Source organism: Streptomyces sp. NPDC005799 (assembly GCF_040630525.1).
GTDB classification, from domain to species: Bacteria; Actinomycetota; Actinomycetes; order Streptomycetales; family Streptomycetaceae; genus Streptomyces; species Streptomyces griseorubiginosus_B.
In genome coordinates, this window is the sequence record NZ_JBEXXQ010000016.1 from 18,356 (window position 1) to 43,842 (window position 25,487).

The 25,487-nt window shown below is 71.3% G+C and carries 22 protein-coding genes; 12 read left to right on the forward strand and 10 right to left on the reverse strand.

Features of this window, described 5'->3' with window-relative positions; all coding sequences use genetic code 11:
* Window positions 1-61 precede the first annotated feature (61 nt).
* The 3 genes from ABZ453_RS17570 to ABZ453_RS17580 are packed head-to-tail and all read right to left on the reverse strand — an operon-like array spanning window position 62 to window position 2,990.
* Entirely contained in the window at window positions 62-832 is a 771-nt protein-coding gene (locus ABZ453_RS17570; protein WP_359015844.1) for a glucose 1-dehydrogenase, read from the reverse strand.
* 11 nt (window positions 833-843) lie between these two features.
* Window positions 844-1,767 (reverse strand): LLM class F420-dependent oxidoreductase, encoded by a 924-nt coding sequence (locus tag ABZ453_RS17575; protein ID WP_359015845.1) that lies wholly within the window; start codon window positions 1,765-1,767, stop codon window positions 844-846.
* Window positions 1,764-2,990 carry an amidohydrolase family protein gene (locus ABZ453_RS17580; RefSeq protein WP_359015846.1) on the reverse strand — a complete coding sequence of 409 codons (1,227 nt, stop codon included), beginning with the start codon at window positions 2,988-2,990 and terminating at the stop codon, window positions 1,764-1,766. Before ABZ453_RS17580 ends, ABZ453_RS17575 begins: the two co-directional genes overlap by 4 nt.
* Before the next feature lie 191 nt (window positions 2,991-3,181).
* Here ABZ453_RS17580 and ABZ453_RS17585 point away from each other — a divergent pair, with 191 nt between their 5' ends.
* Both ABZ453_RS17585 and ABZ453_RS17590 read left to right on the forward strand, forming a co-directional pair.
* Window positions 3,182-6,133: a BTAD domain-containing putative transcriptional regulator gene (locus ABZ453_RS17585; RefSeq protein ID WP_359015847.1), complete on the forward strand. Its 2,952-nt coding sequence runs from the start codon at window positions 3,182-3,184 to the stop codon at window positions 6,131-6,133.
* Window positions 6,134-6,486: 353 nt separating this feature from the next.
* On the forward strand, window positions 6,487-6,657 hold the full coding sequence (locus ABZ453_RS17590) for a hypothetical protein (RefSeq protein ID WP_359015848.1): 171 nt from the start codon (window positions 6,487-6,489) through the stop codon (window positions 6,655-6,657).
* A gap of 72 nt (window positions 6,658-6,729) precedes the next feature.
* Here ABZ453_RS17590 and ABZ453_RS17595 read toward each other — a convergent pair whose 3' ends face one another.
* Genes ABZ453_RS17595 through ABZ453_RS17605 form a run of 3 tightly spaced genes read right to left on the reverse strand, consistent with a single transcriptional unit; the run spans window position 6,730 to window position 8,941 of the window.
* Window positions 6,730-7,101 (reverse strand): fic family toxin-antitoxin system, toxin component, encoded by a 372-nt coding sequence (locus ABZ453_RS17595; protein WP_359015849.1) that lies wholly within the window; start codon window positions 7,099-7,101, stop codon window positions 6,730-6,732.
* Window positions 7,098-7,316, reverse strand: coding sequence for a hypothetical protein (locus tag ABZ453_RS17600; protein ID WP_356763006.1), 219 nt, complete (start codon window positions 7,314-7,316; stop codon window positions 7,098-7,100). The genes ABZ453_RS17595 and ABZ453_RS17600 overlap by 4 nt, the downstream gene beginning before the upstream one ends.
* 32 nt (window positions 7,317-7,348) lie before the next feature.
* Window positions 7,349-8,941 (reverse strand): FadD3 family acyl-CoA ligase, encoded by a 1,593-nt coding sequence (locus tag ABZ453_RS17605; protein ID WP_359015850.1) that lies wholly within the window; start codon window positions 8,939-8,941, stop codon window positions 7,349-7,351.
* 92 nt (window positions 8,942-9,033) lie between these two features.
* Between ABZ453_RS17605 and ABZ453_RS17610 the strand changes: the two genes are divergently transcribed.
* The 3 genes from ABZ453_RS17610 to ABZ453_RS17620 are packed head-to-tail and all read left to right on the forward strand — an operon-like array spanning window position 9,034 to window position 11,379.
* On the forward strand, window positions 9,034-10,182 hold the full coding sequence (locus tag ABZ453_RS17610; RefSeq protein WP_359015851.1) for a lipid-transfer protein: 1,149 nt from the start codon (window positions 9,034-9,036) through the stop codon (window positions 10,180-10,182).
* 1 nt (window position 10,183) lies between these two features.
* Window positions 10,184-10,600: an OB-fold domain-containing protein gene (locus tag ABZ453_RS17615; protein ID WP_359015852.1), complete on the forward strand. Its 417-nt coding sequence runs from the start codon at window positions 10,184-10,186 to the stop codon at window positions 10,598-10,600.
* Window positions 10,597-11,379, forward strand: coding sequence for an enoyl-CoA hydratase/isomerase family protein (locus tag ABZ453_RS17620; RefSeq protein WP_359015853.1), 783 nt, complete (start codon window positions 10,597-10,599; stop codon window positions 11,377-11,379). The genes ABZ453_RS17615 and ABZ453_RS17620 overlap by 4 nt, the downstream gene beginning before the upstream one ends.
* Before the next feature lie 114 nt (window positions 11,380-11,493).
* On the opposite strand, the gene ABZ453_RS17625 is transcribed toward ABZ453_RS17620, so the two are convergent.
* Both ABZ453_RS17625 and ABZ453_RS17630 read right to left on the reverse strand, forming a co-directional pair.
* Complete coding sequence (locus ABZ453_RS17625) at window positions 11,494-13,839, reverse strand: serine/threonine-protein kinase (RefSeq protein ID WP_359015854.1); 2,346 nt, start codon at window positions 13,837-13,839, stop codon at window positions 11,494-11,496.
* Between the two features lie 182 nt (window positions 13,840-14,021).
* Window positions 14,022-14,753, reverse strand: a complete 732-nt coding sequence (locus tag ABZ453_RS17630; protein ID WP_359015855.1) for a VOC family protein — start codon at window positions 14,751-14,753, stop codon at window positions 14,022-14,024.
* A gap of 135 nt (window positions 14,754-14,888) precedes the next feature.
* Here ABZ453_RS17630 and ABZ453_RS17635 point away from each other — a divergent pair, with 135 nt between their 5' ends.
* Together ABZ453_RS17635 and ABZ453_RS17640 are read left to right on the forward strand one after the other, a co-directional pair.
* Window positions 14,889-15,524, forward strand: coding sequence for a TetR family transcriptional regulator (locus tag ABZ453_RS17635; RefSeq protein ID WP_208781408.1), 636 nt, complete (start codon window positions 14,889-14,891; stop codon window positions 15,522-15,524).
* Between the two features lie 182 nt (window positions 15,525-15,706).
* Complete coding sequence (locus tag ABZ453_RS17640; RefSeq protein ID WP_359015856.1) at window positions 15,707-15,994, forward strand: hypothetical protein; 288 nt, start codon at window positions 15,707-15,709, stop codon at window positions 15,992-15,994.
* Here ABZ453_RS17640 and ABZ453_RS17645 read toward each other — a convergent pair.
* Together ABZ453_RS17645 and ABZ453_RS17650 are read right to left on the reverse strand one after the other, a co-directional pair.
* A complete protein-coding gene (locus ABZ453_RS17645) occupies window positions 15,988-16,464 on the reverse strand; it encodes a nitroreductase/quinone reductase family protein (RefSeq protein ID WP_359015857.1) in 477 nt (158 codons plus the stop codon). The two genes, ABZ453_RS17640 and ABZ453_RS17645, sit on opposite strands and share 7 nt — an antisense overlap.
* Window positions 16,461-17,645: an acyl-CoA dehydrogenase family protein gene (locus ABZ453_RS17650; RefSeq protein WP_359015858.1), complete on the reverse strand. Its 1,185-nt coding sequence runs from the start codon at window positions 17,643-17,645 to the stop codon at window positions 16,461-16,463. Before ABZ453_RS17650 ends, ABZ453_RS17645 begins: the two co-directional genes overlap by 4 nt.
* A gap of 76 nt (window positions 17,646-17,721) precedes the next feature.
* On the opposite strand from ABZ453_RS17650, the gene ABZ453_RS17655 reads away from it, so the two are divergent.
* The 5 genes from ABZ453_RS17655 to ABZ453_RS17675 all read left to right on the forward strand — a co-directional run bounded on the left by ABZ453_RS17655 (window position 17,722) and on the right by ABZ453_RS17675 (window position 25,474).
* On the forward strand, window positions 17,722-18,894 hold the full coding sequence (locus tag ABZ453_RS17655) for an acetyl-CoA acetyltransferase (RefSeq protein ID WP_359015859.1): 1,173 nt from the start codon (window positions 17,722-17,724) through the stop codon (window positions 18,892-18,894).
* A gap of 91 nt (window positions 18,895-18,985) precedes the next feature.
* Entirely contained in the window at window positions 18,986-19,414 is a 429-nt protein-coding gene (locus tag ABZ453_RS17660; RefSeq protein WP_359015860.1) for a pyridoxamine 5'-phosphate oxidase family protein, read from the forward strand.
* Window positions 19,415-19,417: 3 nt separating this feature from the next.
* The gene (locus tag ABZ453_RS17665; RefSeq protein WP_359015861.1) at window positions 19,418-20,083 is read left to right on the forward strand and encodes a pyridoxal 5'-phosphate synthase; all 666 of its coding nucleotides are present in this window, start codon (window positions 19,418-19,420) and stop codon (window positions 20,081-20,083) included.
* Window positions 20,084-20,351: 268 nt separating this feature from the next.
* Entirely contained in the window at window positions 20,352-24,032 is a 3,681-nt protein-coding gene (locus ABZ453_RS17670) for a DEAD/DEAH box helicase family protein (protein WP_359015862.1), read from the forward strand.
* A 113-nt stretch (window positions 24,033-24,145) separates the two neighbouring features.
* On the forward strand, window positions 24,146-25,474 hold the full coding sequence (locus ABZ453_RS17675; protein ID WP_359015863.1) for a restriction endonuclease subunit S: 1,329 nt from the start codon (window positions 24,146-24,148) through the stop codon (window positions 25,472-25,474).
* Window positions 25,475-25,487 lie beyond the last annotated feature (13 nt).

Consider the following 25,487-nt stretch of genomic DNA (forward strand, 5'->3'; position numbering starts at 1 on the left):
AGTCTGCTGAGTCCTACGACTTTCTGACGTCCCGTCAGAAAGGTCAATAGTTGACGGACCGTCAGATGATACTGACTCCCGCCAGCCAGCCGCCGTCGATGACGAAGGGCTGACCCGTGATGTACGAGGAGTCGTCCGACGTCAGGAACAGCGCCAGCCGCGCCACCTCGTCCGGCTTCCCGATCCGCCCGAGGGGCACGAGCTTGCGGTACAGCTCGTCCAGGGCCCGGCTCGTCTCCTCCGCGTCCGCCTCCGGGTCCAGCTGGGCCGGATTCGACATCGCGGTGTCGATCGCTCCGGGGCACATCGCGTTGACCCGGATGCGCCGGTCGGCGAGTTCCAGGGCGGCGACGCGGGTGAGGCCGAGGATGGCGTGCTTGGTGGCGGCGTACGTGCCGACGGCCGCCATGCCCGTCACGGCCGTGTAGGAGGCGGTGTTGACGATCGTGCCGCCGTCCTCCATGACCGGCGCCATGGTCTTGATCCCCAGGAAGCAGCCGACCTGGTTGACCCGCACGACCTGCATGAACTCCTCCAGCGGCGTGTCGACCAGGGAGTTGAAGCGCAGGATGCCGGCGTTGTTGACCAGGCCGTCCACCCGGCCGTACGTCTCCTTGGCGGTCCGGGCCGCCGCCCGCCAGTCCGCCTCCTCGCCCACGTCGAGGTGGACGTACCGGGCGCCGATCTCCCGCGCCAGCGCCTCGCCCTGCTCGTCGAGGACGTCGGCGACGACCACCTCCGCGCCCTCCGCCCGGAACAGCCGGGCCTCCTGCTCCCCCTGTCCCCGCGCCGACCCGGTGACGACGACGACACGTCCGTCCAGCTTGCCCATGCGGTAACTCCCTAGAGGTGTGGGGCCACGTCGGCGCCGAAGGCCGCCATCTGGTCGGTGAGTTCGGTGCGGCTCCGGCAGCGGAACCGGACCTGGATCTGATGCACGCCCATCGCCCGGTAGGCGCGCAGGGACTCGGCGAGCGCGTCCGGGGGGCCGGTCAGGGTACGGCGGCCGGTCTCCCAGGCGGGCGTGCCGACGTACAGGGGCTCGGTGATGGCGCCGATGGTCAACGCGCCCGCGACTCCCGCTTCTTCGCGCAGCCGCCGCAGCCGGGCGATCTGCTCGGGGAGGCGGTCGCGCGGGTCGCCCTGCGGGAGCCAGCCGTCGCCCTTGAGCGCGGCCCTGCGGACGGCGGCGGGGGACGAACCGCCGACCCAGATCGGCACGTGCTCCTGCGCCGGTCTGGGCTTCTGCCCCAGTCCCTCGAAGTCGTAGAGCTTGCCGTGGTGTTCGGGGAACTCCTCGGGGCCGAGGGCCGCGCGCAGGGCGTCGATCGACTCGTCGAGCACGGCCCCGCGGTGCTCGAAGTCGACGCCCAGCGCCGCGAACTCCTCCGGGACGTGCCCGGCCCCGACCCCGAGGATCAGGCGCCCCCCGCCGAGGTGGTCGAGCGTGGCGTACTGCTTGGCGGTCAGCAGGGGGTGTCTGAGGCCCACGACGGCCACATGGCTGAGCAGGCGGACGTGTTCCGTCGCGCCCGCCAGGAAGGCGAGGGTGGCGACGGGGTCGTACCAGACCGTGCTCATCGCGGAGGCGAGGCGGCGCGGGATCGCCACGTGGTCGCAGCTCGCGATGTAGGCGAAGCCCGCCCGGTCGGCCGCGCGGGCGATGGCGATCAGGTCGGCGGGGCCGGCCGTGGCCTCCCAGGGCTCGGCGTAGATCGTGCTCTGGGACTGGACGGGCAGTTGGATCCCGTACGCCAGGGCGCTCATGGCCGCCAGAGCCCTTCGGGGGTGAGCCCCAGCAGGTCGATGGCGTTGCCGCGGACGATCCGCTCCACCACGTCCGGGTCCAGGTGGCCCATCTGCGCCTCGCCGACCTCGCGGGACTTGGGCCAGGTGGAGTCGGAGTGCGGGTAGTCGGTCTCGTACAGGACGTTGCCGAGGCCGATCGAGTCGAGGTTCTTGAGGCCGAAGGCGTCGTCGAAGAAGCAGCCGTAGACGTGCTCGGCGAACAGCTCGGACGGCGGCCGGTGCACCTTGTCGGCGACCCCGCCCCAGCCGCGGTTCTCCTCCCAGACGACGTCCGCGCGCTCCAGGATGTACGGGATCCAGCCGATCTGGCCCTCGGCGTACATGACCCTGAGGTTCGGGAAGCGCTCGAACTTGCCGCTCATCAGCCAGTCGACCATCGAGAAGCAGCAGTTGGCGAAGGTGATCGTCGAACCGACGGCCGGCGGGGCGTCCTTGGAGGTGGAGGGCATACGGCTGCTGGAGCCGATGTGCATGGCGACGACCGTGCCGGTCTCGTCGCAGGCGGCGAGGAAGGGGTCCCAGTCGTCGGAGTGGACGGAGGGCAGCCCCAGGTGCGGGGGTATCTCGGAGAAGGCGACCGCGCGGACCCCGCGGGCGGCGTTGCGGCGGACCTCGGCGGCGGCGAGCTCGGCGTCCCAGAGGGGGATGAGGGTCAGCGGTATGAGGCGGCCCTGGGCCTTCGGCCCGCACCACTCCTCCACCATCCAGTCGTTGTACGCGCGCACGCACAGCAGCCCCAGCTCGTGGTCCGCGGCCTCGGTGAAGGTCTGCCCGCAGAAGCGCGGGAAGGTCGGGAAGCAGACGGCGGACTGGACGTGGTTGACGTCCATGTCGGCCAGCCGCTGGGGGACGTCGTACGACCCCGGGCGCATCTGCTCGTACGTGATGACCTCGAGCTTGATCTCGTCCCTGCTGTAGCCAACGGCGGTGTCCAGACGGGTCAGCGGGCGCTGGAGGTCCTCGTACAGCCACCAGTCGCCGATCGGGCCGTCGTCGCCGGGGGCGCCCATCACGGGCTTGAAGCGGCCGCCGAGGAAGCTGATCTCCTTCAGCGGGGCGCGCACGATACGGGGGCCGATGTCCAGGTACTTCTTCGGGAGCCGGTCCTGCCAGACGTCCGGCGGTTCCACGGTGTGGTCGTCGACGGAGATGATCTGAGGGAGCGTCAGTTCGGAGTCCATGGCGCTCACGGTAGCGCCGATCTGACGACCCGTCAGCTCCCTGTGCCGGGGGTCGCCGGGCGGGGAGAAGAGGTGAGGGCTTGGTGAGATCCCGCGTGCCGGGCTGTGACGGAGCTCTCCACAGCTGACGCATCCGCCGGGAACAAGGCAAACTGACGGGGTTGCTCACAGGGGTCTAGGGGGACACGGCGATGGACGATGTACCGCGGGTGCCGGAGCAGAGGCGCCCCGGCCCGGCTGAGCCGACGGCACTCAGCTTCGGCGTGCTCGGCCCGGTGCGTGCCCGGCGCGGCGACGAGGCCCTGAACACCGGCTCACCGCAACAGCGCGCCCTGCTGGCCGCCCTGCTGCTGCGCGAGGGCCGTACGGCCACCGCCGCCGAGCTGATCGACGCCCTGTGGGGCGAGGAGCCGCCCTCCCAGGCGCTGGCGGCGCTGCGCACGTACGCCTCCCGGCTGCGCAAGGTGCTGGACCCGGGGGTCCTGGTCAGCGAGTCGGGCGGGTACGCGGTGCGCGGGCTCGGCGAGGGCGCGCTGGACCTGGCCGTCGCCCAGGACCTCGCGGCCGAGGCGGAGAAGGCGCGGGCCGCCGGGGATCTGTGCCACGCGCGCGAGGTGCTGAGCCGGGCGCTCACCCTGTGGGACGGGGAGACGCTGGCGGGAGTGCCGGGGCCGTACGCCGAGGCGCAGCGCGTGCGCCTGGAGGAGTGGCGGCTGCAACTGCTGGAATCCCGGCTGGACATGGACCTGGAGCAGGGCTGCCACGCGGAGGCGGTCTCCGAGCTGACGGCGCTGACGGCGGCGCATCCGCTCCGGGAGCGCCCGCGGGAGCTGCTGATGCTCGCCCTGTACCGCAGCGGACGGCAGGCGGAGGCGCTCGCCGTGTACGCCGACACCCGCCGGCTGCTCGCCGAGGAGCTGGGCGTCGACCCCCGCCCGGGCCTCAGCGAACTCCAGCAGCGGATCCTGCGGGCGGACCCGGGGCTCGCGGAGCCCTCCGCCCCGCAGGCCGAGCCCGCCGCCGTCCCCGTACGCCCCGCCCAACTCCCCGCCACTGTCTCGGACTTCACCGGCCGCGCGGCCTTCGTGGCGGAGCTCGGCGAGGTACTGGCCTCGGCGGAGGGCCGTGTGATGGCGGTCTCGGCGCTGGCCGGCATCGGGGGCGTCGGCAAGACGACCCTCGCCGTGCACGTGGCCCACCAGGCGCGGGCCGCGTTCCCGGACGGACAGCTGTACGTCGACCTGCAGGGCGCCGGCCCCCGGTCGGCCGAACCGGAGACGGTCCTCGGATCCTTCCTGCGCGCCCTCGGCACGGCGGACTCGGCGATCCCGGACTCCCTGGACGAGCGCGCGGCGCTGTACCGGTCGGTGCTGGACGGGCGCCGGGTGCTGGTCCTGCTGGACAACGCCCGGGACGCGGCGCAGGTGCGACCGCTGCTGCCGGGCACCGAGGGCTGCGCGGCGCTGGTGACCTCCCGGGTGCGGATGGTCGACCTCGCCGGCGCCCATCTCGTCGACCTGGACGTGATGTCCCCCGAGGAGGCGCTGGCGCTCTTCACGAAGATCGTGGGCGAGGAGCGGGTGGCCGCGGAGCGCGAGGCCGCGCTGGACGTGGTGGCCGCGTGCGGGTTCCTGCCGCTGGCGATCCGGATCGCGGCCTCGCGGCTGGCGGCCCGCCGCACCTGGACCGTCTCGGTGCTGGCCGCCAAGCTGGGCGACGAGCGCCGGCGCCTGGACGAGCTGCAGGCCGGCGACCTCGCGGTCAAGGCCACCTTCGAGCTGGGCTACGGCCAGCTGGAGCCGGCCCAGCAGCGGGCGTTCCGGCTGCTGGGCCTCGCGGACGGCCCGGACATCTCGCTCGCCGCGGCGGCGGCGGTGCTGGACCTGCCGGTCGAGGAGACCGAGGATGTGCTGGAGTCCCTGGTCGACACCTCGCTGCTGGAATCGGCGGCGCCCGGCCGCTACCGGTACCACGATCTCGTACGGCTCTACGCGCGTGCGTGCGCCGAGCGGGACGAGTGGCCGCCGAGCGAGCGGACGGCGGCGCTGTCGCGGCTGCTGGACTTCTACCTGGCCACCGTCGGCGGGGTCTATCTCATCGAACGGCCCGGGGACCGCCTGGTCGACCATCTCGCGACACCGGAGTACCCGGGGCTGACCTTCTCCGACCGGCATGCGGCGCAGGACTGGCTGTACGCGGAGGCGGTCTCCCTGCTGGCCTGCGTACGGCAGTCCGCGCACCCGGGGATGATCGGGCACGCCGTCGACGTGCTGTGGGCGGCGGTCGACCTGGCCGAGTCGGGGACCAACTCCAAGGAGTACGAGGCGGTCGCGTCGGCGCTGCGCGAGGCGGCTCGGGAGGCCGGGGACCCGCGCGCGGAGGCCCGGGCGCTGATCTCGCTGGCCTACGCGCACAGCATCACCGGCCGGTTCGACCTGGCCGACGAGGAGGCCGGCCGGGCCCGGGAGCTGACCGGGGACGGGGCCGGTGATCCGCTGGCCGGCTGCTGGTCGTACAACATCCTCGGCGCGATCGCGTTGTACCAGAGCCGTCATGACGACGGCGAGCGGTACTTCAAGCGGGCGATCGAGGATTTCCGTTCGGTGGGCGACCGTTCCGGCGAGGCGAGCGCGCTGTGCAACCTGTCGCGGACCTATCTGGCCACCGGCCGCACGGACGCGGCCGTCGCGCTGGCCCGGCAGGGCACCGCGATGTACGACGACATGGGGCACGCGCTGAAGGGGGCCAACGGGCGGTACGCGCTGGGACTCGCGCTGACTCGGAGCGGGAAACTGGCGGAGGCGACCCGGTGCCTGCAGCTGGCGCTTGAGGTGTTCCGGGAGAGCAGGCAGCGGCTGTGGGAGGGGATGACCCTCTTCCGGCTCGCCGAGCTGGACCTCGCGGCCCGGCGGCCCGCGCAGGCGGCGGCGGACGCGGAGACCGCGCTGACGCTGCTGCGGGGCATCGGCGGCGAGTGGCGGCGGGGCAACGTCCTCACGGTGCTGGGGCGCGCCCTCAACGGGGTCGGCCAGCTGGACCGGGCGCAGGTGTGCTGGCGGGAGGCGCTGGAGATCTTCGAGACGCTGGGAGCGCCGGAGGCGGACGAGGTCCGGGCACTGCTGACGCCGGCGTCGGTCGCCTGAGCGGGCGTTCATCGTTCGTTTATCGCCCTCGTGCAGTCTTGCTCGTGCCGGGCCGTCGCGTCGGGGGGCAGACGGAACGGCACGGGGGCGGGCCTCCAGGGTCTGTCCGGCAATTCCCGTCGTCCTCCCGGAGGGCGGGCCGCGCGACGTCACGGGGGTCCCCCGCGCGAGGTTGTCCGAGCGCGGGGGAGCGGGGGATCGCGGCGAGCGTGCGTGCCAGGCGGCGCGCGGCGGACGGGAATTGTCGGACAGGCCTAAGGTGAACCGGCCTCAGGATCCGTCCGGCGGCCCTCGGGGGAGCTGCCGGGCGGATCTCGTCCATCCACCGCACGAGCCTTTCAGGGGAGCACCAGATGAGCGACGAGAACACCACCGACAACATCCACGTCACCGACGAGCCGGCCGGCGCCGAGGTGACCCCGGCGAACATCCACGTCACGGACGAGCCGCTCACGGCGGCCGCCGCGAAGGACTCGGGCAAGGTCACGACGGACAACATCCACGTCACCGACGAAAAGGCCTGACGACCACCACCCCGACGGGGAACGGCCGCGGCAGCCCGGAGGGGAGCTGCCGCGGCCGAGTCGTTCCCGTCGTCACACGGTCCACTCCTTGAGGACGGCCGCCACACTGCGCACCGTGCTCTCCGGCCGGTTGAGCTCCCGCGCCAGCGCGGAAACCCGCTGCTGATCGAGCTTGACCGGGACCCCGGCGGCGGTCAGATACGCATGAGCGACGGCAACGGCCACCCGCAGGTTCGAACGCTCCAGCCAGCGCATACGCCCCAGCGAATGCGCCAGGGCCGCCGCCTTCGCATGCACCCCCTGGTAGACCTCCTGCCCGACCAGCACCGCCCGATGACGCTCGACCGCGGCCACGGGAACGCCGTAGTCGTCGATGGCAGGGTCCTCCTGACCCGCCCGCTGCGCGACCTCCAGGATCCAGGCGAGGTCCACGTTGAGATTCACGCCCCGGTTTCCCCCTCGATCTCATCGATGAGATCGCCGTACTCGTCGAGTACTTCCTGCGCGGCGGCCATGAACACGGCGCGAAGGTGCTCGTTGTCGTCCCGGATGAGCTGCTCGACATACTCGTTGACGGGTATCCGCCGCGTGGCTGCGGCCTGTCGGGCCATCTCCGCCGTCTCGTCGTCCATGCGGATGTTGATCTGCGTCTTGGCCATGCCGGGATGGTATCAGCAGATACCAACGTTCGCTATCCGGTGATACCAGCTCCACGCAACTCCCCCTTCATCACCTTCCCGCTCGCGTTCCGCGGCAGCTCCGCCACGAACTCCACCGCCCTCGGCACCTTGTAGTTCGCCATCTCGCGCCGCGCCCAGGCGATCAGGTCGTCGGCCGTCAGGACGGAGCCCGGGCGGCGGACCACGTACGCCTTGCCGACCTCGCCCAGCCTCGGGTCCGGGACTCCGATGACGGCCACGTCCGCCACGTCGGGGTGCAGGCCGAGCAGTTGCTCTATCTCCGCCGGGTACGCGTTGAAGCCGCCGACGATGAACATGTCCTTGATGCGGTCGGTGATACGGAGGTTGCCGGCCGGATCGAGCACACCGACGTCACCGGTGCGCAGCCAGCCGTCCTCCGTCAGGACCTCCGCGGTCGCGGCCTCGTCCTCGTAGTAGCCGCGCATCACGTTGAAGCCCCGGACCAGGACCTCCCCGGGCTCCCCGGTCGGCGCCTCGACCCGCACCTCCGTGCCCGGTATCGCCCGACCCGACGTCGACGCGATCACCGTCGGCTCGTCGCCCCGGCGGCACATCGTGACGATGCCGCTCGCCTCGGACAGACCGTAGGCGGTCAGGACCGTGCCGACGCCGAGTTCGCCGCGCAGGCGCTCCACCAGCCGCAGCGGCACGACCGCCGCACCCGTCACCACCAGCCGCAGCGCGGACAGGTCGTGGGCGTCCCGGGCGGGGTGGTCCAGGAGCGACTGGTGCAGGGTCGGCGGGCCCGGCAGGACCGAGACGCGTTCCGCCGCGATGTTGGCGAGGGCCGTGTCCACGTTGAACACCGGCTGCGGGATCATCGTCGCGCCCCGCATCAGGCACGCGATCACCCCCGCCTTGTAGCCGAAGGTGTGGAAGAAGGGGTTCACGATCAGATAGCGGTCGCCCCGAACCAGCCCCGCGAGGTCGCTCCAGATCTCGTAGCCCCGCAGCGTCTGCGCGTGGGTGATGACCGCGCCCTTGGGGCGGCCCGTCGTCCCGGACGTGAAGATGATGTCGGAGGGCATGGACGGGGACAGCAGCGCGGAGCGCGACCGTACCTCCGGCTCGCCCACGCCCTCCCCGCTCGCCAGGAAGTCCTTCCAGGTGCGGAAGTCGGCCGGGGCGTCCTCCGAGAGCACCACGACCTGTTCCAGGTCAGGGAGTCCGGGCAGGGGCCCGGACCCCGGTCCCTCCCCCGCCGCCCGACGCAGCGAGGCCACGTACGACGTACCCAGGAACGTCCCCGTCACGAACAGCAGCCGCGCCCCGCTGCGCCGCAGCACGTCCGCCGCCTCACCGCCCTTGAACCGGGTGTTCAGCGGCACCAGCACCGCGCCAGCCGCCACCGCGCCCAGCGCGGCGACCATCCATTCCAGGGAGTTGGGCGCCCAGATCCCCACCCGGTCGCCGACCGCGATCCCGTTCGCCATACAGGCCGCGGCCGCCCGGTCGACGCGGGCGCCCAGCTCCGCGTACGAGACCCGGACCCGCCCGTCCACCACCGCCTCGACGTCCGCGTACCGCTCGGCGGCCGAGCGGACCAGGCCCGGGATCGTCCCCCACTCCACGTCACCGCGCACAACAGCCCCCTACCAGTAGCTGACTGACCGTCAGATTAGCTGTAACCTGACGCCCTGTCAGCTCAGGGGACAGCAGGCGGAGGTGCACCAGCATGGGCGGAGTCAAGGACGCCACCGCGATCGCCGGCATAGGACAGACACCGTTCGCCAAGCATCTCGAGGACGACGAGAGAACCCTCGCCTGCCGTGCCGTCCTCGCCGCCCTCGACGACGCCGGGATCGCGCCCGGCGAGGTCGACGCGCTCGCCTCGTACACCATGGAGGAGACGGACGAGGTGGAGCTGGCCAAGGCCGTCGGCTTCGGGGACCTGACCTTCTTCAGCAAAGTGGGCTACGGGGGCGGCGGTTCGTGCGCCACCGTCGCGCATCTCGCCGCCGCCATCGCCTCCGGCCAGGCGACCGTCGGGGTCGCCTGGCGGTCCCGCAAGCGCGGCTCCGGCCCCCGCCCCTGGACCAACACCACCGTCCAGCTCCCCACCCCGGCCCAGTGGACCCGCCCCTTCGGCCTGCTCCGGCCCGCCGACGAGATAGCCATGCTCACCCGCCGCTACATGCACGAGTACGGCGCCACCCGGGACCATCTGTTCAACGTCGCGCTCGCCTGCCGCAACCGGGCGAACCAGAATCCCGCCGCCGTGATGTACGAACGGCCCCTGACCCGCGAGATGTACATGACCGCCCGCTGGATCAGCGAGCCCCTGTGCCTCTTCGACAACTGCCTGGAGACGGACGGGGCGTTGGCCTGCGTGGTCGTCAGCGCCGAGCGCGCCCGGGACTGCCGGCAGCCCCCCGTGTACGTCCACTCCGCCGCGCAGGGCCTGCCCGCCCAGCACCACGGCATGGTCAACTACTGGAACGACGACCCGCTCACCGGCCCCGCCTGGGCCGCCGCCCGACACCTGTGGAAACACGCCGACTTCACCCCGCAGGACGTCGATGTCGCCCAGATCTACGACGCGTTCACCGCGCTGATCCCGCTGTCCCTGGAGGGCTACGGCTTCTGCGGGCGCGGCGAGGGCGGGGCGTTCACCGAGCAGGGCGCGCTGGAGATCGGCGGGCTGCTCCCGCTCAACACGAGCGGCGGCGGGCTCAGCGAGGCCTACGTCCACGGCTTCAACCTCATCAACGAGGGCGTACGGCAGTTGCGCGGCACGAGTACCGCCCAGGTCCCGGACGCCGCCACCTGCCTGGTCACCGCCGGTGAGGGAGTCCCGACGTCCGCACTGCTGCTGAGGAGTTGAGATGCTGACCCCCGTCACCGACGCAGACGGCGCCCCCTTCTGGAGCTATGCCCGCCAGGGCGAACTGCGCGTCCAGGCCTGCTCCGACTGCGGCGAGCCGCGCTTCCCGCCCCGGCCCTGCTGCCCGCACTGCCAGTCCTTCGCCGCCGAGTGGCGCCGGATGGCGGGCCAGGGCCGCATCTGGTCCTACGTCCTGCCGCACCCGCCGCTCCTTCCCGACTACGCCGAGCAGGCCCCGTACAACGTGGTGGTCGTCGAACTCGCCGACGCCCCGCGCATCCGGCTGGTCGGCAACGTGGTCGCCGAGGCCGGCGCGCGGCTGGACTCGGTGGCGCCGGAGCGCATCCGGATCGGGGCGAGGGTGCAGGTCGTCTTCACCGACGACGGTCTGCCGCAGTGGGTACTGGAGCGGCCGTGACGACGACCCGGGCCATCACCGTCTCCGTCGACAAGGACACCGGCGTCGCGACCGTCACCCTCGACCGGCCCGACCGCCTCAATGCCATCGACCTGACCATGCGGGACGAACTCCGGCAGGCCTGGCGGGAGTTGCGGTTCGACGACGCCGTGCGCGCGGTCGTCCTCACGGGTGCGGGCGAGCGGGCCTTCTGCACCGGCCTGGACCGCGACGCCGTCGTTCCGCAGCCCGCCTCGCCCTTCATGGCGGACGATCCGCTGCTGCGGGTGGGCCCGAAGTCGAACGACCTGTGGAAACCGGTCGTCGCCGCCGTGCGCGGCATGGCCTGCGGGGGCGCCTTCTACCTGCTCGGCGAGGCGGACTTCGTCGTCGCCGACCCCGCGGCCGCCTTCTTCGACCCGCACACCACCTACGGCATGGTCAGCGCCTACGAGTCGGTGCTGCTGGCCCAGCGAATGCCGTACGGGGAGGTCGCGCGGATGATGCTGATGGGCACGGCGGAACGGATCTCGGCGAGACGCGCCCACGAGATCGGCCTGGTCTCCGAACTCACCGAACCGGGAGGGGCGTTGGCGGCGGCCACGGAGTGCGCGGCCGTGCTCGCCGGGTATCCGCCGGAGGGCGTCCAGGGCACCGTGCGGGCGCTGTGGGCGGCCCGGGAGGGCGCCGTGGCCGCCGGGTTCGCGCAAGCCGCCCATCTGGTCGCGCTCGGGAATCTGCCGGGCGAACGCCAGGCGGAGCTGTTCGCGCGGCGCGGCGGCACCTACCGCACCCGCTGAGCCGATCGGGTCACCGCATGGCGGTCATCGCCCAGCGGGCGTAGCGTCGGCACGGGCGGCCGCCGTCCACACCCTTCCGTGCAGCTGGTACGACGGCCGTCCCCCCGCTCGCTCTCAGGTGGTGCGCGCGGTGCCCGTGCCCTTCTCCGCGTCCAGGGCGTACACGCAGCGGTCCTTGCTGCACGCGTACACGACCCCGTCCCTGACCACCGGCGCCCCGGTGATCTCGCCGCCGGTCGCCAGCTTCCAGCGCAGCCGGCCGTCGTCGGCCTTCAGGGTGTACAGCAGGTGGTCGGTGGAGCCGAAGTGGATACGGCCCTCCGCCACGGCCGGCGCCCCCACGATGTCGCCGCCCGCCTGGAAGCGCCACTTGGGCGTGCCCGTGACCGCGTCCAGGGTGTAGAGGCCCTTGCCGCTGCCGACGTGGACATGGCCCGCGGCCACCAGGACCGGGTCGACGGACGCCCGGGACTCGGTGGCGATGCGCCAGCGGTCGCGGCCGTCGGTGGCGTCGAGGGCGTAGACCGTGCCGAGGTAGTCGGCGAGGTAGATGCCGCCGCCGGTGACGGCCGGGCCCGGCGCGAAGGTGGGCGGGGAGAGGAACACCGCCGGTGCCTCGAAGTGCCACCTGACGTGGCCGCCGGCGACGTCGAGGGCCAGCACACGGGTGCCGGCGGAGACGTAGACGTAGCCGTCCGGGGCGTGCGTCAGCCGGATCGGCACACCGCCGCAGGAGGCGGCGTCGCCGATCGGGTAGGACCAGCGCTCGTCACCCGTACGGGCGTCCAGGGCGCGCAGCCGGGCGTCCTGCCAGACGTACACCGTGCCCTCGTGCACGGCGGGCCCGGCCTCCGGCGACTCGAAGTCGGTCTGGGCGCCGGTGAGCTCCCACAGCTTCCGCCCGTTCGCGGCCTCCCAGGCCTGGACGCCGCCGCCGCGGGTGCCGGTGACGACCGTGCCCCGGTCGGCGTGCAGGGAGTACACCCAGGAGTCGGTGTTCAGCCGCCACAGGTCGGCGCCCTCACGGCAGTCCAGGGCGAACAGCGTGGGCCCGTCGGAGGCGTGGATACGGCCGTCGGCGACCGCCATCGACCAGGCCACGTCCCGTGTCTTGAAGCGCCGCCGCCCGGTGGCCACGTCCAGGGCGTGCACCTCGAAGGAGGTCACGTAGACGAGGTCGCCGAAGACGGAGGGGGTGCCCCACACGTCGTTGGACATGCGGAAGCGCCACGGGCGCCAGCCGGCCGCCTCCGGGGCGGGGGCGGGGGGCGCCGGCACGGCCGGATCGGCGCCGTTGACGCCGGGGCGGGGCTTGGCCCAGGAGGCGGCCAGGGCGGCCTCCGGCGGGGGCGCCTTCACGGCGGCGGCGCGCACGTCGGCGACCCGGGGGCCGGGGCCGATGGGCACCTGGGCGCCGGCGAGGCGGACCGGGCCGGTGTCGGGGGCGCCGACGGGCACCGGAGGCGCCGTGGGGATCACCGGGTCGTGCGAGGGCGGGGGCGGCAGGGGCGGGCGGCCCCCGCCGCTGCGGGCGCCGCCCTGCTGGCCGGGCTTGGCCGCCGGGCGGCCGTTGCGGCGCGCCTCGATCAGGCTCACCGCCCGCTCGGGCAGCCACGCCGAGGCCGTACCGCTGTCGTCGGAGCCGGAACCGAAGAGGTGCGGGGCCAGGTTGGCCTGGAGGTCGGCCGGGTTGGGGCGGGCCGTGGCCTCCATCTGCATACAGGACTCGATCAGCGGGCGCAGCTCGTCCGGCAGGCCCTCCAGGTCCGGGCCCTCCCGAAGCAGCATGAAGACCGTCTCGACCGGGTTGGCGCCGTGGAAGGGCGGGTGGCCGGTGGCGGCGAAGACCAGCATCGAGCCGAGCGAGAAGACGTCGCTCGCGCCCGTGACCGACCGCGAGTCCTTGGCCTGCTCGGGCGACATGTAGGCGGGGGTGCCGACGGCCACGTTCGTCATGGTCAGACGGGTGTTCGAGACGCCGGAGGCGATACCGAAGTCGATCACCCGGGGGCCGTCCTCGACCACCAGCACGTTCGAGGGCTTGAGGTCGCGGTGGACCAGCCCGGCGCCGTGGATCGACTGCAGCGCCTCCGCCACGCCCGCCGCGAGCCAGCGCACGGCCTGGGCCGGCAGCGGCCCGCACTCGTTCACTATCTCCTCGAGCGAGGGCGCGGGCACGTACGCGGTGGCCAGCCACGGCACCGCCGCGCGCGGGTCGGCGTCGACGACGGCCGCCGTGTAGAAGCCGGAGACCGCCCGGGCCGCCTCCACCTCACGAGTGAAACGGACGCGGAAGAGCTGGTCCTCGGCCAGCTCGGTCCGGACCGTCTTGATCGCCACGCGCCGGCCGGACGCCGAGCGCGCGAGATAGACCAGCCCCATGCCGCCGGCACCCAGCCGTCCCAGCACCTCGAACGGCCCGATCCGCCGCGGATCGTGCTGCGTCAGCTGATCCACCACTTGCCTGCCACCTCCCCGTACAAGCCGCGCCACCCACATATGTACGCGACCGAAGTGCAGCGTCTCACCACCGCACCGCCATGGCGGCACGCACCCCGATTCTTCCTGGCCGGAGCACCGGTTGCGAACCCGGGCCCGAATCGGGGTGTCTCCCCGCAAACCGGGGCGTTTCACCGCATGACTCAGGGCTCGGGCCGCTCCAGTACGGCGAACGACGCCCCTTGATTGTCTGTGACGACCGCCACCTTTCCGTACGACGTCTCGAATGGTGGTGCCTGAATACGGCCATCGAGCCGGCTCACCGTCCCCAGGACCGCCTCGCAGTCCTCGACGGCGAAGTGGACGAGGAAATGGGGCGGCATCTCGGCCGGAAAAACCTCGGAGACCGGCGCGCGGCCGAAGTCGGGTCGGGCGTCCGGTCCGAACAGGGCGTCGTGGAAGAGCTCGCCGTAGAAGATGTTGGCGGCCTCGGCGTCACGGGCGTACAACTCGGCCCAGCCGAAGGTGCCCGGCTCGTGCCGCTTGCCGAAGCCGGGGTGGGAGCCGGGCTCCCACAGGCCGAAAACGGCTCCCTCGGTGTCGGTGACCAGCGCGGTCGTCCCCAGGTCACCGAGCGGGACGGGCGCGGTGACGACCTGTCCGCCGGCCGCCCAGACCCGGTCGGCCAGGGACTCCGCGTCCGGGGTGGCGAAATACACGGTCCACACGGTGGGCAGCCGCCCGTCCGTCTTGCGGGCGAGCGCGGCGACCGGCTCGCCGTCCTTGCGCGCCCAGACGGATCCCCCGTACGCGTCCTCGAAGTCCCACCCGAAGAGCTCACCGTAGAACCGCTTGCCCGCCTCGACGTCGGGAAGCTGCGCGTCCACCCAGCAGGGGACGCCCTCTCCGTACGCGGATGCCCTGTTTTCGGCCATACCGCCAAACTAACGGCGCCTCGCGCACCCCGCAGGACCAGGCACACCTGTCCCCGCACCCCCATGCACCCCATTTGCAGTCGGCCGAATCGCGCTCCGATCACCCCTCGGTAAGCTGACGGCATGACAGGACAAGTGCGTACCGTCGACGGCCGTGTGGCGGGTCGGCGTGGGCAGGCGACCCGGCAGAAGCTGCTCGACTGCCTCAGCGAGATGCTCAGCTCCTCCCCGTACCGGGACGTCAAAGTCATCGATGTCGCCCGGAAGGCGGGCACTTCGCCCGCGACCTTCTACCAGTACTTCCCGGACGTCGAGGGCGCCGTCCTGGAGATCGCCGAGCAAATGGCCACCGAGGGCGGGCAGTTGACCGCACTGCTCGAGGGCCGCTCATGGGTCGGCAAGGCCGGCTGGCAGACCGCGCAGGAACTCGTGGACGGGTTCCTGGAGTTCTGGCGGAAGAACGACGCGATCCTGCGCGTGGTCGATCTCGGGGCCGCCGAGGGCGACAAACGCTTCTACAAGATCCGCATGAAGATCCTGAACTCGGTCAACAACTCCCTGGCGGACTCCGTCGCCGAGTTGCAGTCCAAGGGCAGGGTCGACAAGGACGTGAACCCGGCCGCGGTCGCCGGTTCGCTGGTCGCGATGCTCGCGGCGGTGGCCTCGCACCAGAAGGGCTTCCAGACCTGGGGCGTCAAACAGGCCGAACTCAAGCCGAACCTGGCGCTGTTGGTGCACCTGGGCGTGACGGGCAAGAAACCGACGAAGTAACCCGCCCCCTTTTCCAGGCCCCCCAAGTCCTGTCTGCAGGCGGTGGTTCACGGACGACTCCCGTGGATCACCGCCTGCTCCGCTGTGCGGACGCCGCCCGGCCCCCGACCTCGCACCCGCTGAACATCGCCTGGCCGGATTACGTACATATGGGGAGGTACTCCACGAAAGGGGACGCGCTCATGATCCTCCTCAAGCGAGCGGCCGTCGCCGTGGCCTCGGTCGCCCTGGTCACCGGCGTCGCGGGGATCGCCGCCGGGCCCGCCTTCGCGACGGGTCAGCCCAACCAGTCCTGCCAGGCCGAGCCCGCGAGCCCCGGCCACGCCTCGAGCGCCCCCGGTTCCGCGTTCAACGAGGACCCGGGCGGTGTCGCCGGTGGCAAGTACGCCGGTTCCCAGCCCCAGAACTCCAAGAACCCGGCCTCGGTCTCCCAGTACGACGTGGCCTGCACCCAGGTCTCGACTCACTGATCACGACGGGTGATCCGGAAGACCCGGATCTCCCTCTCGACCCGCGCCTGATAGGTGGCGTACGGCGGCCAGAAGGCCAGCAGTGCCTTCCAGGCCGCCGTCCGCTCCTCGCCCTCCAGCAGGTGGGCCCGGACGGGGATGTCCGCGCCCTTCCAGCTGACCTCCGCGTCCGGGTGGGCGAGCAGGTTGTGGGTCCAGGCCGGGTGGTCGGTGCGGCCGAAGTTCGAGCCGATCAGGAGCCAGCTGCGGCTGCCCTCCTCCGGCATGCACGCGAGCGGCGTACGGCGCTGCTGCCCGCTCCTCGCCCCGGTCGACGTCAGGATCACCCCCGGCAGCATCTGCGCGCTCAGCAGCACCTTCCCCCGGGTGAGCCGGTGGACGGCGCGGTCCAGCGCCGGAATCACATGCGGGGCCACCTTCGCGAAACCCCGCGTCGACGACACCCGCTGCACGACACGTTCGCCGATCACACCGCCACCTCCCGGCCCTCGAAGAGCCGCGCCGTCTGAGCGGCACGCGCCCGCAACCGATGCACCGGCCCGAAGAGCAGTTCGTCGCCCGATGCGCGCTTGAAGTACAGATGCGCCTGGTGTTCCCAGGTGAAACCGATGCCCCCGTGCAGCTGGACGCCCTCGGCGGACGCCACCCGCAGGGCCTCCAGGGCCTGCGCGAGCGCGAGCCCGCCGGCCCGCTCCCCCTTCGCGGTCGCCCAGGCCGCGTAGTAGGCCGCCGACCGCGCCGCCTGCACCTGCACGTACACGTCCGCCAGCCGGTGCTTGACCGCCTGGAAGGAGCCGATCGCCCGCCCGAACTGCTCCCGCTGTCCCACGTACTCCACCGTCAGCTCCAGCGCCCGGTCCGCGGCCCCGACGGCCTCACAGGCCAGCACGGCGGCGACGGTGTCCCCGAGCGCGGCGAGGGCGCCCAGTACGTCGCCGCCCTCGTCCCCCAGCAACTCGGCCTCGACGTGCCGCAGCTGGACGCGGGCCTGCGGCCGGGTGGCGTCCAGCGCGGTCTGCCGCACCCGCACCACCCCCTGCGCGTCCGCCGGCACCAGGAAGAGCAGCGTCCGGGAGCGGGCGAACCCCCCGGTGTGCGCGGCGACGAGCAGCACCCCCGCGCTGTGCCCGTCGAGCACCTGCTCGGCCTGCCCGTACAGCCGCCACCCCTCACCCGCCCGTCTGGCCTGCACGCCCCCGGCCCGTCCGCCACCGGCCCACTCCCCGCCGTTGTCACCGGTCAGGGCGAGGGCGGTGGCCAGGGCGGTGCCGGGCACGGCGAGGGCGGCGGTGGGGGCGCCGGAGGCCAGACGGGGCAGCAGCGAGGCGCGCTGGGCGTCCGAACCCAGGGCGAGGATCAGGGGCCCCGCGAGGACGGCGGTGGCGAGCAGCGGCGAGGGGGCCAGCGCCCGTCCCGTCTCCTCGCAGGCCAGGGCCAGCTCGGTCGCCGAACAGCCGACACCGCCGTACGCCTCGGGCAGGGCGAGCCCCGGCAGGCCGAGCTGGTCGGCGAGCGCGGTCCACAGGACGGGGTCGTGCCCTTCGGGGGTGTCGAGGGCGGCCCGCAGCTCCCGCGGGCCGCAGCGCTTGGTGAGCAGTTCGCGCAGGGTACGGCGGATCTCGTCCTGTTCGGCGGTGAAGCGGGCGTCCATGGCTCTTCCCTCCGGATCTGACGGGCCGTCATATTAGGAGTCCGGGAACGATATGCCCAGGGGAAGGTGGCCTCTCATGACGCGCGGGAGCCGAAAAGTGGCCGTGGTCGGGGTGTCCCTGTCCGACTGCGGCCGCGTCGACGACGCGACCCCGTACGCCCTGCACGCCCAGGCGGCCCGCCGCGCCCTCGCGGACGCGGGTCTCGGCCGCGGGCTCGTCGACGGCTTCGCCTCGGCCGGTCTCGGCACGCTCGCCCCCGTCGAGGTCGCCGAGTACCTCGGCCTGCGCCCCACCTGGGTCGACTCCACCTCGGTCGGCGGCTCCACCTGGGAGGTCATGGCCGCCCACGCGGCGGACGCGATAGCGGCCGGCCACGCGAACGCGGTGCTCCTGGTCTACGGCTCCACGGCCCGCGCCGACATCAGGGCCGGCCGGCGCACCGGCGACCTCTCCTTCGGCGCGCGCGGCCCGCTGCAGTTCGAGGTGCCCTATGGCCACACCCTGATCGCCAAGTACGCGATGGCGGCCCGCCGTCACATGATCGAACACGGTACGACCGTCGAGCAGTTGGCGGAGGTGGCGGTGCAGGCACGGGCGAACGCCGCCCTGAACCCGGAGGCGATGTTCCGCGACCCGGTCACCGTGGACGACGTCCTGTCCGGCCCGATGATCGCCGACCCGTTCACCAAGCTGCACTGCTGCATCCGCTCCGACGGCGGCGCGGCGGTGCTGCTGGCCGCGGAGGAGTACGTACGGGACTGCCGTACCGCCCCCGTCTGGGTGCTCGGCACCGGGGAGCACGTCTCGCACGCGGCGATGTCCGAGTGGCCGGACTTCACGGTGTCCCCGGCCGCGGTGAGCGGACGGCTGGCCTTCGAGCGGGCCGGGGTGCGGCCGGCGGAGATGGACTTCGCGCAGATCTACGACGCGTTCACGTACATGACGCTGGTGACCCTGGAGGACCTCGGGTTCTGCGAGAAGGGCGAGGGCGGGGCGTTCGTGGAGAAGGGGCGGCTGCGGGTCGAGGGCGGGGAGCTGCCGGTGAACACGGACGGGGGCGGGCTGTCGGCCCAACACCCCGGGATGCGGGGGCTGTTCCTGCTGGTGGAGGCGGTACGGCAGCTGCGCGGGGAGGCGGGGGCCCGGCAAGTACGCGCGAGGGACGGGGAGTTGCCCCGGCTGGGGGTGGCGTCCGGGACCGGCGGGTGGTTCTGCTCCGCCGGGACGGTGGTGCTCGGGCGGGAGTGAACCGGGGTGACTTCGCGACGGCGGTCGTACGCTGCAACGGGAGCCCCTTCCCGGCCCGCAGCGCACCGTCCAGACACCGGAGGAGACCCGTATGGCCCTGACCCGTGAAGAGCGCGCACAGTTCCTGGCCGAGCCCCACATCGCCGCCCTGTCGGTGGACGCGGGTGAGGGACGCGCGCCGCTCACGCTGCCGATCTGGTACCAGTACGACGACGCCGACGGGACCGTGTGGATCCTGACCGGGCTCACCTCCCGCAAGAACGAGCTGATCCAGGCCGCAGGCCGCTTCTCCCTGATGGTCGACCGGCTGGAGCCCACCATCAGGTACGTGTCGGTGGAGGGCCCGGTGATCGAGACCGCGCCCGGCACGATCGAGCGGCTGCGGGAGATGAGCGCGCGGTATCTGCCGGCCGAGAAGGTGGACGAGTACGTCGACTTCGCCTGGAAGAACCACGGCGAGCAGGTGTTGCTGCGGATGCGGCCCGAACGGTGGCTGTCCTCGGACCTCGGTACCGTCTGAGGCATGGGAACGGATCTTCACGAGGTGCTGAGGTCACTGCGGGTGTGGGACCCGGCGGTCACCGAACTGCGCCCCTTCGACCCCGCAGCCGCGCCGGCCGACCCCCTCGACCTGTTCACGGCGTGGTTCGTGGAGGCGGTCGCGGCCGGGCAGCGCGAGCCGCACACCATGTCCCTCGCCACGGCCGACGCGGACGGGCGGCCCGACGTACGGATCGTGATGCTGCACGGCGCGGACGCCGAGGGCTGGACCTTCGCGACGCACGCGAGCAGCCGCAAGGGCCGGCAGCTTGCACAGCGCCCGCAGGCGGCCCTCTGCTTCTACTGGGCCGCCCTCGGCCGCCAGGTGCGGCTGCGCGGGACCGTCACCGCCGCGCCGGCCGCCGCGTCCCAGGGCGATCTGCACGCCCGCTCCACCGGCGCCCTCGCCGCCGCGCTCACCGGCCGGCAGAGCGAGGCCCTGGGCTCCCTTGAGGAGTTGGCGCAGGTCTCACAGGCCGCCTGGGAACGGGCCCAGCGGGAACCGGACGCACCCGTACCGACCTGGACGCTGTACCGACTGCGCCCCGAAGAGGCGGAGTTCTTCCAGGGCGACGAGCAACGCCGGCACGTACGGCTGAACTACCGCCGGGAGGGGGCGGGTTGGGAACGCGAGCTGCTGTGGCCGTGAGACTGTTTATCCAGCGGGAACAACTCCACATAGGCGCCAAGGCTCGGAGACCATCCAGACCCTGTGGTTGCCGAGGGACGCCGCTCAGCTCGGCTCTCTCGTCCTGACTCGCTGGGCCGGCCAAGGCGGGAGCGCTGCTGCCCGGGCGGATCGAAGCCCCTGAAATCGTCCCCCCGCCAGTGACGGCGAAAGTCCTGGCGCCCGAACACCACCGGCGTTAGGCTCGATGATCCCTTCGATGCACCCAAGGAAGAGCGGTAACCCTCCGATGAGCGCAGGTGGCGCGTCGCAGACGCCGGACCCGAGACTGGCGGAACTCGCCCGCACCTCACGCAACTTCGGATTTCTATACGACTATCTGCCGCTGCTCGTTGCCTACGGCTCGGGCGCCGAGGCCAACGTCTTCACCGACCCGAACACCTCGCTGATCAAGTCCCGACAGTTCGGTGAGGCCCTCGCTTCCGACCTGGTGCGCCGGGGCCGTGTCCAGTTCACCGGCAGCAAGCAGATCGAGCGCCTGGCCGCCCTCGACAGAGAGGGTTATCTGCACGGCGACGTGGGGCCCGCCTTCCATGAGGTCCGTGTGCTCGGCAACAAGGCCAACCACGACGACTACGACGACCCTGACGACGCCTTCCGGGCTCTGCGGACCTGTCACCGGCTCGGCGTCTGGTACCACCGCCTGATCACCGGTTCCCGCGAACAGCGAACTTTCGTTCCGCCGGACCCGGCCCGCACCCCGGCCGCCCAGAACACGGCCCTGCGCGCGCAGGTGGAGGAGACCCGGCGTGCTCTGCAGGAGGCCCGCCTCACCTACGAGGGCCAGGCGTCCCAGGCTCAGGCGGAGCAAGCCGCCCGCCTCGCAGCGGAACAGGAGCTCGCCGACGCGGCTGCAGAGCGTGCGGATCTTGCCCGCCAGGTTGCCGCCATGCAGGACCAGCTCGCGGCGCTCCAACAGGCCCAGTCCGCGGCCGACGCCCAACTGCTGCGCTTTCAGGTCACAAGCCCCGCCGCCGCCTCCGAGGCCGTGGCCGAGCGTGCCCGTCTCCTGGAGAACGCCGAGCAGGCGGCCCGCGAGCCGCTCACCGAGGCTCAGGTGCGCACCCGCCTCGACGAGATGCTCACCGAGGCGGGCTGGAGCGTCCAGGACGCGGGCGGCAACCTCAACCTGTACGTGCAGGGCGACCGGCGCGGCAGCGGTGTGGCCGTCCGCGAGACGACCACGGCCACCGGACGCGCCGACTATGCCCTGTACGTGGAGCGCAAGCTCGTCGGCGTGATCGAGGCCAAACGGGAAGGAGCTGATCTCACAGCAGCCGAGGCACAGGCCGACCGATACGCCGACCACCCCACCGAGGCACAGCAGCGCCTGATCGCCTGGCGCACCCCCCTGCCGTTCCGCTACGTCTCGGACGGCGGCGAGACCCGGTTCCGCAACACTCTCGACCCCGACTCACGCAGCAGGCGGATCTTCTCCTTCCACCAGCCCCGCACGCTGGCACGCTGGATCCGGCAAGCTGAGCAGGATCCCCAGGCGCCCTCCTACCGTGCCCGGCTGCGCCTGCGTATGCCCGACCTGGACGAGCGGCCGCTGCGCCCCGCTCAGATCACGGCGGTACGTGGGGTGGAGGAGTCCGTCGCGCTGGGCAAGGGCCAGCAGGGCACCGGCCAGTCCCGCTCCCTCGTGCAGATGGCGACCGGCGCCGGCAAGACGTACACGGCAGTCACGTTCGCGTATCGGATGCTCAAGTACGCCCAGGCCGAGCGGGTCCTGTTCCTGGTGGACCGCAACAACCTGGGCGCCCAGGCGCAGAACGAGTTCGAGAACTTCACCACTCCTGACACCAACCGCACCTTCGCCGACCTGTTCAACGTGCAGCGCCTGGGCGCCGAGGGCATGAACGCCTCCGCGAAAGTCGTCGTCTCCACGGTGCAGCGCCTCTACATGGAGCTGACGGGCGCCACCGTCCCCGCCACGCGGGAAGAGGACGGCGAGGAGGAGTACTCGTACGAGGTGGCCGGGGACATCCGCGTCGGCTACAACCCCGGCATCCCGCCCGAGTCCTTCGACCTGATCATCGTCGACGAGTGCCACCGCTCCATCTACGGCAAGTGGCGTTCCGTGCTGGAGTACTTCGACGCGCCGGTCGTCGGCCTCACAGCGACGCCCGTCGCCCAGACCTTCGGGTACTTCAACGGCAACCTGGTCAGCGAGTACACCTACCCGGAGGCGGTCGCCGACGGCGTCAACGTCGACTTCCAGGTGTACGAGATCCTGACGCGCATAACGGGCGAAGGGGGCGTCATCGCGCGGGGCACGATTCCCGTCCGCGACCGCCGCACCCGCCGCCAGCGCTACGAGGACTTCGACGAGGACGTCTCCTACGGCGCCACGGAGGTCGGCGTCGGAGTGATCAGCAAGGACCAGCTCCGCACGGTCGTCCGCACCTTCCGCGAGCGCCTGTTCACGGAGATCTTCCCGGAGCGCGCGAAGCGCGACAAGGAGACCGGCGAGCTGCTGTGGGACGAGATGTACGTCCCCAAGACCCTCGTCTTCGCCAAGAACGACAACCACGCCGAGGAGATCGTCGAGGTCATCCGTGACGTCTTCGGCAAAGGCAACGACTTCTGCGCGAAGATCACCCATGCGGCGAAGAAGCCTGCCGAGCGGCTCTCCGACTTCCGCAACCTGCCGCAACTACGCATCGCCGTCACCGTCGACATGATCGCCACCGGCACCGACGTGAAGCCGCTCGAATGCCTCCTTTTTCTGCGGGACGTCAAGAGCTGGGCCTACTTCGAGCAGATGAAGGGCCGCGGCGCCCGCACCCTCTCCCTGACCGAGTTCGAGCGCGTCACCCCGGGAGTCGGACCCAAGACGCACTTCGTGATCGTCGACGCGGTGGGCGTGACCCGGAAACCGAAGGTGGACGCCGGTCCGCTGGAGCAGCACACGGAGAAGGACCTCAGCCTTGAGAAGCTCCTCCGCCTGACCGCCCGGGGAGTCGCGGAGGACACGCACGTCTCGACGCTGGCCTCGCGTCTGGCCAAGCTCGACCTCCAGATGACCGACGACGAGCGCGCCGAGATCGAGGGCCTCACCGGGGGCGTACCGCTGAAGCACATCCTGCACAACATGGTCGACGCCGTCTCGATCGACGAACAGGGCAAGACCCGCGAGGCCGCCGAACGCCTCGGCCTCGACCCCGACCAGGCCGTACGGGACGTGACCGAGCGCGCGCTGCGTCCGCTGGCCTCCAACCCCGAGCTGCGCACCAGGCTGCTGGAGATGCGTCGCGCGAAGGACATCCTGTACGACGAGACCAGCCGCGACGCCCTCGTGTCGGCCGGCGCCGTCCCGGAGGACGAGTCGACGGCGCGCGAGACCGTTCGCGAGTGGCAGAAGTACATCAAGGAGCACCGCGACGAGATGGCGGCTCTCGCCCTCTCGTTCTCGGTGGACTCGCGGGTGTCGCCCCGCGACGCCCTACGGCAGCTGAAGGACCTCGCGCGGGCCGTGGCCCGACCACCACGTGCCTGGACGCCGGAGAAGTTGTGGCGCTCCTACGAACAGCTCGGCGAGGCCGTGGCAGCGAACCGCTCCGCCGCACGCACCGCGGCTGATCTGCTGGCCCTGATGCGCTACGAGTTGGCGGGCGGCGCGGAAGCGGGTGCGACTCCGCCGCGCCCGCACGAGGAAGCGGTCCGCGAGCGGTACGCGGCCTGGCTGGCCGGGCAGGAGCAGGTGGGTGTGACCTTCACCAACACCGAACGCTGGTGGCTCGACCGCATCGCCGAGGCCACGATCCAGCGTGTACGCTTCGACACCGCCGACCTTGACTACGCCCCGTTCACGAAGATGAACGGCACGGATGGATTCCTCGCCGAATTCGGCGAGGAAAGGGCGGAAGAAATCCTCGACGAACTGGACAGGGAGCTGGGCGCGTGACGCTGGGTCTGGGACTGGGTGCGGATTCCGGTAACGGCCGGGGGGAGCTTCCGGGCGGGTCCAGCGGGAGGCTGCCTGGGGGGTGGGCTCGGGCGACGCTAGGAGAACTCGGCGTGGAAGTACAGCCGGGCTTTGCAAGCGGCAAGCACAATCGCGATGGCGACGGCGTCGTACACCTTCGGCCGATGAACATCACGCGCAGCGGCGTAATCGATCTGTCAGACGCGCGGTATGTGAATGACGAGTCAGACCGGCGAGTCGAGTACGGCGATGTTCTCTTCAATAACACAAACAGCCCGACATTGGTAGGGAAGACGGCATGGGTCAATTCACTTGAGCCTGTCGCTTACTCGAATCACATGACGCGGTTGCGCACGCCAGAGGGACTTGACGGAAAGTTTCTGGCGACTCAACTCCACCACCTATGGGCTGTTGGCTATTTTAAGACTGTACTCAACAATCACGTTAACCAGGCAAGCGTGGCCAGTAAAGTACTACTTGACACGGAGATCGTGGTCCCACCACTTGCGGAGCAGCGCCGCATCGTTACCGAGATTGAGCAGCAGATCAGCCACATCGAGGCGGGCGAAGACGCCGTCCGCGAGGCGTGCGAGCGAATTACAAGGCTGATTCAGGCGATTCGGGCAGACGCGCTTTGGCCAAGGAATTCCGTCCTTCCAACGGGCTGGTCATGGGGAACTGTCGGCGATGTCCTTGAAGACATCGAAGCGGGAAAGTCATTCACCTGCCTTCCCCGCCCCGCAGATCCTGATGAGTGGGGCATCATCAAGGTTAGCGCGATGACTTGGGGGGAGTTCCGGCCCGAAGAAAACAAGGCGATCCCACCGGAAAGGGAGCCGAACCCTGATCACGAAATTCACAGCGGCAACATCCTGATCAGCCGAGCCAATACTGTTGACTACGTGGGCGCCCCCGTACTGGTCGGACCAACGCGGGGTAAGCTACTCCTAAGTGACAAAAGCTTGCGCCTCATCCCAAAGCGAACCGTGGACCCTAATTGGCTTATTCATGTTCTCGCTTCGCCGCCCGTCCGAGCCCAGTACTCGGAAGCGGCCACTGGCACGAGCGACTCAATGCGCAACATCTCACAAAAAGTCGTTCGACAGGCCAGAATCCCCATTCCTGAAAGTAATACGGAACAAAAAGAAATCGCGGATATGATAAACTCCCGCCTCGAACTGGTGGAAGAATTCCGCGCACCACTCATGGAGCAGGCCAGTCGGGCTCAAGACCTCCGCGCCACCCTCCTCAACGCCGCCTTCACCGGCGCCCTCGCCCCCCAGGACCCCGCCGACGAGCCCGCCTCCGTCCTACTCGACCGGATCCGCGCCGGCCGCATGACTGCCAAGAGGGCCCCGCGCAAGCGTGCCCCTCGAAGGCCGCGTCCCTCCCCACCCGGTCAGGAAGAACTGCCCCAGTGAGTACCACCCACTC

Excerpts from the sequence above, each read along its gene's own strand:
- ABZ453_RS17615 (WP_359015852.1), top strand. The coding sequence starts at position 10,184 with ATGCTGACCCCCGTCACCGACGCAGACGGCGCCCCCTTCTGGAGCTAT.
- ABZ453_RS17570 (WP_359015844.1), bottom strand. The coding sequence starts at position 832 with ATGGGCAAGCTGGACGGACGTGTCGTCGTCGTCACCGGGTCGGCGCGG.
- ABZ453_RS17655 (WP_359015859.1), top strand. The coding sequence starts at position 17,722 with ATGACGCGCGGGAGCCGAAAAGTGGCCGTGGTCGGGGTGTCCCTGTCC.
- ABZ453_RS17600 (WP_356763006.1), bottom strand. The coding sequence starts at position 7,316 with ATGGCCAAGACGCAGATCAACATCCGCATGGACGACGAGACGGCGGAG.
- ABZ453_RS17590 (WP_359015848.1), top strand. The coding sequence starts at position 6,487 with ATGAGCGACGAGAACACCACCGACAACATCCACGTCACCGACGAGCCG.
- ABZ453_RS17650 (WP_359015858.1), bottom strand. The coding sequence starts at position 17,645 with ATGGACGCCCGCTTCACCGCCGAACAGGACGAGATCCGCCGTACCCTG.
- ABZ453_RS17660 (WP_359015860.1), top strand. The coding sequence starts at position 18,986 with ATGGCCCTGACCCGTGAAGAGCGCGCACAGTTCCTGGCCGAGCCCCAC.
- ABZ453_RS17580 (WP_359015846.1), bottom strand. The coding sequence starts at position 2,990 with ATGGACTCCGAACTGACGCTCCCTCAGATCATCTCCGTCGACGACCAC.
- ABZ453_RS17610 (WP_359015851.1), top strand. The coding sequence starts at position 9,034 with ATGGGCGGAGTCAAGGACGCCACCGCGATCGCCGGCATAGGACAGACA.
- ABZ453_RS17670 (WP_359015862.1), top strand. The coding sequence starts at position 20,352 with ATGAGCGCAGGTGGCGCGTCGCAGACGCCGGACCCGAGACTGGCGGAA.
- ABZ453_RS17665 (WP_359015861.1), top strand. The coding sequence starts at position 19,418 with ATGGGAACGGATCTTCACGAGGTGCTGAGGTCACTGCGGGTGTGGGAC.
- ABZ453_RS17630 (WP_359015855.1), bottom strand. The coding sequence starts at position 14,753 with ATGGCCGAAAACAGGGCATCCGCGTACGGAGAGGGCGTCCCCTGCTGG.
- ABZ453_RS17585 (WP_359015847.1), top strand. The coding sequence starts at position 3,182 with ATGGACGATGTACCGCGGGTGCCGGAGCAGAGGCGCCCCGGCCCGGCT.
- ABZ453_RS17640 (WP_359015856.1), top strand. The coding sequence starts at position 15,707 with ATGATCCTCCTCAAGCGAGCGGCCGTCGCCGTGGCCTCGGTCGCCCTG.
- ABZ453_RS17575 (WP_359015845.1), bottom strand. The coding sequence starts at position 1,767 with ATGAGCGCCCTGGCGTACGGGATCCAACTGCCCGTCCAGTCCCAGAGC.